The organism is Abyssisolibacter fermentans (assembly GCF_001559865.1).
Taxonomy (GTDB): Bacteria; Bacillota; Clostridia; order Tissierellales; family MCWD3; genus Abyssisolibacter; species Abyssisolibacter fermentans.
In genome coordinates, this window is sequence record NZ_LOHE01000027.1 from 1 (window position 1) to 1,762 (window position 1,762).

The following is a 1,762-nucleotide window of genomic DNA, read 5'->3' on the forward strand; positions in this document are numbered from 1 at the left end:
ATTTAGAACGAACCCCATAAACTCATAAACTTCACCTCTTCTTTTTAATAATCTAGTGTGTGAGTTTCGTATTTCCGATGTGTCTGAGCTGAACCCTCAGCGCCCTTCTTCGTAGGCGGTGCTCATACCCAGTGAAGATATGTGCATAGCGAACGGAAATATATTGTTATATGACGCTACATACGAAAGCTTGCCAATAGCCATCAGAAAAAATGATATTTACAAGTAATTTAAACTACTTATCTTCGTATTTCCATATTGTATTAAGTCTTTTTTCGGAGTCTGCAATAAAAATTTCCTTTACTTTGTATCCTGCATGGTGGCAACCGATAAAACTACCATCAGGTAATTGATAATACGAATAAAAACTTGTATCTACTGTTGGTGGACCAATTTTATCATGCAGTTCTTTTAAATCTCTGCTTGTTTTTACAAAAGACAAAAAGACATCTTCTGTAAGCTCTCTGTCAACAAAAGTATAGGCATTATAACTTCCATGTACTTTAATCATATCGTCTGGAATCCAAAGTGTATAAAGTTCTTCATCCTCATTTGCAACATATAGATATTTTATTTTTTCATCTTCAACGTTGCATACAACAATCAGTTTGTTAGAGAGTTCAAAATAATAAAATCCAAAGTTGATCCAATCAGCATTTGCTTCCCCAATTGTGCTTATCAAACCACTAAAGCTATCATTGTTTTTTACATATTTTAAAAAATCGGTTTCGGTTAAGGTCCTGTTAACAGGTGTATATTTTACTTTCCTTTTTTCAACCACCATTACATCATTTCGTTTTTCAGGTGAAGTTTTAACATAGACTCCATGTATGTCATCATCAATAAAATGCCAAGAGAAATATTTGCTTTCATAAGCTTCTTCAGTTGCAAATTCTAACATACGAAGTCCTTCTTCATCTCTGTTTTCCTCGTTTATAGCAATCATTTTCATAGAAACATGATATTTTATTCCCCCAGCTGTAACAGTAAAACTGTTATATATTTCTAATCGATCTTCTCCAGGTCCCATGTGCTCTGAAGTGCTTATAAGTCTTACACCTTCATCACTTTCTTTCGGACCTTTGTAAAATTCCATAAGTTCATCAATTTGTGCGTCAAGATTTTCATTACTATCAATAACACTAATCGCAAAAAGGCTCTTTAAATCTTCTTTATGATTATTATCAAGTGCTAAAAATAAATCATCTACCATTTGTTGATTGTATCTACTATCTCGAGCAGCTACTAAATTTAATAAATCAGTTCGCGAACAACCTGTTAAACTCATTATAAGCAAAATAATAACTAAAAAAAAGCAAGTGAATTTTTTTATCATCTATATTATTTCCTTTCATTAAGACTATATAAATAATTTTTTCTTGGTTTTCTTTTTATTATATCATGTATTTAAGCTTTTTTAGCTCCCTCCATATAGCTCAGTTTATGAATCTATACTAGTATGTAATGTCATATAACGTTTCGTGTTTACGACGTTCCTGAATCGGTCCTCAAAGAAATACCGCCTTGGCAGTGCTTACACCCGATGAAGTAATTTGCGTAGCGTACGGACATATATTATTAGGCTATGTACAGAGCGGAATATGCCTCTATACTCCTGTTAATCAAGTACAATATAAATCTAATTGCCTCTTCAAAACATCACTCAAATTATCAGCTATTTTCTTCTTTTCAATCTGCCATTCAACTGGATTAAACAAATCCCACACTAGTAGCCATAATAAAATCATCTCTCCTGATTTAA

General features: G+C 32.6%; 1 protein-coding gene. It reads right to left on the reverse strand.

The annotated features are described in order from the left end of the window. Positions 1-235 precede the first annotated feature (235 nt). On the reverse strand, positions 236-1,288 hold the full coding sequence (locus tag AYC61_RS01595) for a DUF5104 domain-containing protein (protein ID WP_162265422.1): 1,053 nt from the start codon (positions 1,286-1,288) through the stop codon (positions 236-238). Positions 1,289-1,762 lie beyond the last annotated feature (474 nt).

Excerpts from the sequence above, each read along its gene's own strand:
- AYC61_RS01595 (WP_162265422.1), bottom strand. The coding sequence starts at position 1,288 with ATGAGTTTAACAGGTTGTTCGCGAACTGATTTATTAAATTTAGTAGCT.